Annotated in this window: 6 protein-coding genes and 1 pseudogene; 5 read left to right on the top strand and 2 right to left on the bottom strand. The window is 71.9% G+C overall.

Going from position 1 to position 6,235, the window contains the following annotated elements; translation table 11 throughout:
- The 3 genes and pseudogenes from Q2100_RS24505 to Q2100_RS24495 all read left to right on the top strand — a co-directional run.
- Positions 1–253 (top strand): annotated as a pseudogene (locus Q2100_RS24505) (CDP-alcohol phosphatidyltransferase family protein); the annotation flags it as partial.
- Entirely contained in the window at positions 253–858 is a 606-nt protein-coding gene (locus Q2100_RS24500) for a lysophospholipid acyltransferase family protein (protein WP_302916146.1), read from the top strand. The pseudogene Q2100_RS24505 and the gene Q2100_RS24500, both read left to right, overlap by 1 nt.
- A 55-nt stretch (positions 859–913) precedes the next feature.
- The gene (locus Q2100_RS24495; RefSeq protein WP_302916145.1) at positions 914–2,230 is read left to right on the top strand and encodes an MFS transporter; all 1,317 of its coding nucleotides are present in this window, start codon (positions 914–916) and stop codon (positions 2,228–2,230) included.
- Positions 2,231–2,239: 9 nt separating this feature from the next.
- On the opposite strand, the gene Q2100_RS24490 is transcribed toward Q2100_RS24495, so the two are convergent.
- Positions 2,240–3,043, bottom strand: a complete 804-nt coding sequence (locus tag Q2100_RS24490; protein ID WP_302916144.1) for an MBL fold metallo-hydrolase — start codon at positions 3,041–3,043, stop codon at positions 2,240–2,242.
- An 83-nt stretch (positions 3,044–3,126) separates the two neighbouring features.
- On the opposite strand from Q2100_RS24490, the gene Q2100_RS24485 reads away from it, so the two are divergent.
- Together Q2100_RS24485 and Q2100_RS24480 are read left to right on the top strand one after the other, a co-directional pair.
- Positions 3,127–4,620, top strand: a complete 1,494-nt coding sequence (locus tag Q2100_RS24485; protein WP_302916143.1) for a glutamate-cysteine ligase family protein — start codon at positions 3,127–3,129, stop codon at positions 4,618–4,620.
- A gap of 10 nt (positions 4,621–4,630) precedes the next feature.
- Positions 4,631–5,302 carry a class I SAM-dependent methyltransferase gene (locus tag Q2100_RS24480; RefSeq protein ID WP_302916142.1) on the top strand — a complete coding sequence of 224 codons (672 nt, stop codon included), beginning with the start codon at positions 4,631–4,633 and terminating at the stop codon, positions 5,300–5,302.
- On the opposite strand, the gene egtE is transcribed toward Q2100_RS24480, so the two are convergent.
- Positions 5,299–6,235, bottom strand: a 937-nt coding sequence (gene egtE / locus Q2100_RS24475; RefSeq protein WP_302916141.1) for an ergothioneine biosynthesis PLP-dependent enzyme EgtE, incomplete at its 5' end; no start/stop codon positions are given. The two genes, Q2100_RS24480 and egtE, sit on opposite strands and share 4 nt — an antisense overlap.

Below are 6,235 nucleotides of genomic sequence, written 5' to 3'. Positions count from 1 at the left end.
CACACCCGTCGCATGGGTGCTGACGGCCGCGCTCGCGGCGACCCAGCCCACCTTCGCCGCCCTGGCGGGCGCGGGCGCCGGTGCCACCCGGCGCAACGGCGGCCCCTTCGGCAAGACCGAGCGCTGCCTCGCCGTGGTCGTCGCCACCGCACTGCCGCACGCCATCCCGCACATCTGCGTCCTCATCGTCGCCGGGTCGGTGCTCACGGCGAGCGGGCGGCTGCGGGCGGCCCGCCGGGAACTGGCGGCCTGATGGCGCTCGCGATCCGCATCGCCTGCCTGCTGCGCCACCGGCTGTGGCGAACCGCCTGCCGGCTGTCGGGCGGCCTGACGGTGGTGGGTCGCTGGCGCCGTCCCGGCGGCTGCGTGGTGGTGGCCAACCACGGCTCGCACGCCGACACCGCCGCCCTGATGGCGGCCCTGCCCGCGTCGGCGCAGCCGGTGTTCGCTGCGGCGTCCGACTACTGGTTCGACGATCCGGTGCGGCGGGTGCTGATCACCGCCCTGGCCGGGGGGCTGCCGGTGCGCCGCACCACCGGCAGCACCTACTCCGAGCTGCTCGCGGCCGCGCGGCCCGCGCTCGCCAGGGGCCGCACCGTCGTCGTCTACCCCGAGGGCACCCGCAGCCGGGACGGGTCGGTCGGCGAGTTCCGTTCTGGCGCCATCCATCTCGCCAGGGACTGCGGGGTGCCCCTGGTGCCCGTCGCGCTGCTGGGCACCCGCGACGTGCTGCCCAAGGAAGGCGGATTCCACCGCACTGCGATGCAGGTGCGCATCGGCGAACCGGTCGACCCCGGCTCCGTCGACGCCGCCGCCCTGCGCGCACTGGTGGTCGCGGCCCGCGCCCGCGACTTCTGATCGTCACGCGCGCAACCCTTGTCGGGCCTTCCGCCGTCGGGTCTCATAGCGCAGCGTGAGCGTCACCGACACGCCGTCCGCCGAGGCGCCGGCCCCCGACCCGGCCACCGCGCGCACCGCACTGCTGGCCAGCCTGGTGGGGACGACCATCGAGTGGTACGACTTCTTCCTCTACGCGACCGCCGCCAGCCTGATCTTCAACCAGGCGTTCTTCCCGGATCAGAGTTCACTGGTCGGCACGCTGCTGTCGTTCGCGACGTTCGCGGTCGGCTTCGTGGTCCGGCCGATCGGCGGTGTCGTGTTCGGCCACATCGGCGACCGGATCGGCCGCAAACGCACCCTGGCGCTGACGATGGTGCTGATGGGCGGCGCCACCGCGCTGATGGGGCTGCTGCCCACCGCCGCGCAGATCGGCGTGCTGGCGCCGATCCTGCTGCTGCTCCTGCGCATCGTCCAGGGCTTCGCCCTCGGCGGCGAATGGGCAGGCGCCGTGCTGCTCGCCGTCGAGCACAGCGCGCCGCGGCGGCGCGGCTTCTCGGGCAGTGTGCCGCAGGTCGGTCTCGCACTCGGCCTCGCGTTGGGCACCGGGGTGTTCGCGCTGCTGCAGATCGCGCTGCCCGAGGACGCGTTCGAGTCCTACGGCTGGCGCATCGCCTTCCTCGTCAGCATCGTGCTGGTGATCTTCGGGATCGTGGTGCGGTTGAAGGCCGCCGAGACGCCGGCCTTCGAGAAGGTCCGCGCCGACGGCGACCGCTCCGCGGTGCCCGTCAAGGAGGTCTTCCGGCCACCGTCGCTGCGCCCGACGGTTCTCGGGCTGCTCAGCCGGTGGGGCGAGGGCGCCGCATTCAACACCTGGGGCGTGTTCGCCATCTCCTATGCCACCGGCACGCTGCACCTGGAGAAGGTTCCGGTGCTGTTCGCCGTGACCGCGTCGGCGCTGCTGATGGCGGCGCTGCTGCCGGTGTCCGGCCTGCTGGCCGACCGCTACGGCCCCCGGCTGGTCTATGCGAGCGGCATCGCGGCCTACGCGGTCGCGGTGTTCCCGGCGTTCGCACTCTTCGGCACCGGCACGGTCACCGCGTTCACGGTCGCGCTGCTGATCGTGTTCGGTGTGATCCACGCGTGGTTCTACGGCGCCCAGGGCACGCTCTACGCGTCGCTGTTCCCCGCCCGGATCCGCTACACCGGGCTGTCGACGGTCTACCAGCTGTCCGGCGTGTACGCCTCCGGGCTGACGCCGCTGATCCTCACCGCGCTGATCGCCGCGGCGGGCGGCACACCGTGGCTGGCGTGCGCCTACCTGGTGACCACGGCGGTGATCAGCGTCGTCGCGACGCTGCTGCTGAAGCCGACGCCGCTGAGCGAGCTGTAGCGGCGTCGATCAGACCGTCACCGATTCGCCGCGGCCGACTTCGACCACCCGCTCGGCCAGCCCGCGCTGCGCCATCGCCTTGTGGAAGTCCGACAGCGGCGAGGCGAAGACGCCGTAGTCGTTGAAGTGCACCGGGATCACCTTCGGCAGGTCGAGCAGTTCGGTAAGGCCCGCACCCTGCTCACCGTCCATGGTGACCGTCAGGCCGATGGGCAGGTGGCGGCCGAACGGCAGCCGGGTGCCGCCGAGGTGCAGCAGCCCGGCGTCGATCGACGGGTACCGGCGCGGTATCTCGCCGAGCTCCTCGACCAGCAGCGTGTCGCCGGAGACGTACAGCCGCCGCGTCGCGCCGCCGGCCCGGGAGAACTCCAGCATCGAGCCCATCACCGGCGGCAGGAACCGGTCGATCGGTGTCGGGGCGTGCCGCCCGGGCAGCGCGGTCACCACGACGGTGCTCTCGCCCTTGGTCAGGGTGTGCCGCTGCCAGGTGCGCAGTCCGGCGGCATGCGCGAAGCCGCGGTGGTGCAGCCGCTTCGCCGCGTGCGGGGTGGTCAACACGGGCAGCTTCTTGTCGAGCCGGGCCTGGGCGACGCGGTCCCAGTGGTCCCCGTGCATGTGTGAGAGCACCACCGCGTCCAGCGCCGGCAGCCGGTCGACGTCGAGTGCGGGATCGTGCAGCCGCTTGGACACCAGGCCGTAGCCCAGGTAGGCGCGCTGGCCGCGGTGCAGGAAGTTCGGGTCGGTCAGCAGGGTTATGCCGTCGGCCGTGATCAGCGTGGTCGCGTTGCCGAGGAAGGTCACGGTGATGTCCATGGCGCGCGGCTACCCGGCTCGCCATGGGTCAACCGCGTCGCGATCCGCGGTTTACCTACGCCGGCGTCACTAGCATCGGCGGTGTGGGCGAAGAACTGAAGCGGACCGAGTTCAGCCGCGAGCATCGCCGCGAGTACCGGCGCAAGGTCCAGCTCTGCCTCGACGTGTTCGAGACGATGCTCGCGCAGTCCAGCTTCGAGTTCGAGCGCCCACTGACCGGCATGGAAATCGAGTGCAACCTGGTCGACGGCGACTACCAGCCGGCGATGAGCAACACCGAGGTGCTCGCGTCCATCGCCGACCCGGCCTACCAGACCGAACTCGGCGCCTACAACATCGAATTCAACGTGCCGCCCCGGCCGCTGCCCGGGCGGGCGGGCCTCGACCTGGAGGCCGACGTCCGGGCCAGCCTCAACGCCGCCGAGGGCAAGGCCGCCTCGAGCGGCTCGCACATCGTGATGATCGGCATCCTGCCCACCCTGATGCCCGAGCATCTCTTCTCCGGGGACTGGATGAGCGAGTCGACGCGCTACCAGGCGCTCAACGACTCGATCTTCACCGCGCGCGGCGAGGACATCTCGATCGACATCACCGGGCCGGAACGGCTCAGCCTGCAGACCCCGAACATCGCGCCGGAGTCGGCGTGCACCAGCATGCAGCTGCACCTGCAGGTCTCCCCCGCCGACTTCGCCGACAACTGGAACGCCGCCCAGGTGCTGGCGGGCCCGCAGCTGGCCCTTGGCGCCAACTCGCCGTACTTCTTCGGCCACGAGCTGTGGGCCGAGACCCGCATCGAGCTGTTCACCCAGGCCACCGACACCCGGCCCGACGAGTTGAAGGCCCAGGGGGTGCGGCCCCGGGTGTGGTTCGGCGAGCGGTGGATCACGTCGATCTTCGATCTGTTCGAGGAGAACGTCCGGTACTTCCCGTCGCTGCTGCCCGACCTGTCCGACGAGGACCCGGTGGCCGAACTGGCTGCAGGCCGGACCCCGAAGCTCTCGGAGCTGCGGCTGCACAACGGCACCGTGTACCGGTGGAACCGGCCGGTGTACGACATCGTCGGGAGCGGCGCCGACGCCAAGCCGCATCTGCGCGTGGAGAACCGGGTGCTGCCCGCGGGGCCGACGGTGCTCGACATGATGGCCAATTCGGCCTTCTACTACGGCATGCTGCGCACGTTGTCCGAGGAGGACCGGCCGGTGTGGACGAAGATGAGCTTCGCCGCGGCGCACCACAACTTCTCCGAGGCCGCGCAGCACGGCATGGACGCGCGGCTGTACTGGCCGGGGCTGGGCGAGGTGACGCCCGACGAGCTGGTGCTGCGCCAGCTGCTGCCGATGGCCGAGGAGGGACTGCGCCGGTGGGGGGTGGCCGCGGAGGTGCGTGACCGCTACCTCGGCGTGGTCGAAGGGCGTGCCAAGACCGGCCGCAACGGCGCGGTGTGGCAGACCGAAACCGTGCGTGCGCTGCAGGAACGCGGTCTCGCCCGGCCTGCGGCGCTGGCCGAGATGCTGCGCCTGTACTGCCAGCGGATGCACAGCAACGAGCCTGTGCACACGTGGGACGGGCCCGACTAGGTTGGTTCGCATGTCTGCTGAAGTGATGGACTGGGACAACGCGTACCGGGGGCAGGGCGGATTCGAGGGCCCGCCGCCGTGGAACATCGGAGAACCGCAGCCCGAGCTGGCGGCGCTGCACCGGGCGGGCGCATTTCGCAGCGACGTGCTCGACGCCGGCTGCGGCCACGCCGAACTGTCCCTGACCCTGGCGGCCGACGGTTACACGGTGGTCGGCATCGACCTGAGCCCCACCGCGATTGCCGCGGCGAATCAGGCCGCCCAGCTGCGCGGTCTGGCCACCGCTAGCTTCGCCCAGGCCGACATCACGGCGTTCAAGGGCTACGACGGCCGGTTCAACACCGTGGTCGACAGCACCCTGTTCCACTCCCTGCCCGTCGACGGCCGCGACGGCTATCTGCGTTCGGTGCACCGCGCCGCCGCGCCGGGCGCGCGCTTCTACGTGCTGGTGTTCGCCGAGAGCGCGTTCCCGGCCGAGGCCGAGATGAAGCCGAACGCGGTCGACGAGGACGAACTGCGGGCGGCGGTGTCGGCGCACTGGGAGGTCGACGACGTGCGGCCGGCGTTCATCCACGCCAACCCGTTCCTGGGCCCCGACGCGCCCGACATGTCGGCCCACGACACCGACGACAAGGGCCGCATCAAACTCCCCGCGTACCTGCTCACGGCCCACAAGTGCTAGCAGGCCTGCTTCGTCGCGTCGGCGAGTGCGGCGGCGAACAGCGCCAGGTCGTCGTCGACGGTGTCGACGTGGGGTGAGAGCCGCAGCACCGGCGCGGTCATCTCGAAGGGCGCCCGCGCCGCGCCGGCGAAGGTGGTCACCATGCCGCGGTTCGCGATCAGCCAGGAACGCACCCGCTCGGGGTCGGCGCCGTCGAGCGGTTCCAGCGTGGTGATCGCGCTCGGTTCGTCGGCGGGTTCGACCACCCGCCAGCCCGGCACGCCGGCCAGTGCGGCACGGGTGAGTCGGCCGACCGCGGCCAGTTCCTGCCGAATCTGCGGCGGGTCGAGCGCCAGGTGCTCGCCGACCGCGACCGCGAAACCGACGCGGGCGGCGGCGTTGGACTCGCCCTGCCCGAGCTTGTCGATCACACTCATCGGCAGCCCCCACTCGGCGGGTGGCAGCCGCGGCCGCAGCCGTTGCGCGAAGTCCGGCCGCAGCGCCAGCACCCCGACCCCGCGCGGGCCGGCCAGCCATTTGCGCGACGACGAGTAGATCGCATCGGGCGCGACCGCGCAGTCGAGATGGCCCAGCGCCTGCGCGGCGTCGACCACCAGGGGAATGCCCAGCGCGCGGCACACCTCGGTCATCGCGGTCAGCGGCTGGGCGAGCCCGCGGTGGCTGCCCAACGGCGTCAGGTGCACCAGGGCGGGCGGATCGTCGGCCAGCGCGCGTTCGGCGGCGTCGACGTCGAGCCGGCCTGCGCCGTCGGCGGGCAGTGCGCGCACCTGGAAGTCGTTGCCCGCCATGATCGCCAGGTTCGGGCCGTACTCGCCGGGCAGGCAGGCCACCGTGCGCGGACCGGTCCAGCTGCCCAGCAGCAGGTCGAGCCCGATGTTCGACCCGGAGGTGAACACGACGTGCGAGGCGTCCAGCCCGGTCAGCGCCGCGACG

It is taken from the genome of Mycolicibacterium arseniciresistens (assembly GCF_030519285.1).
Taxonomy (GTDB): domain Bacteria; phylum Actinomycetota; class Actinomycetes; order Mycobacteriales; family Mycobacteriaceae; genus Mycobacterium; species Mycobacterium arseniciresistens.
This window is presented reverse-complemented; position numbering and strand designations above follow the sequence as displayed.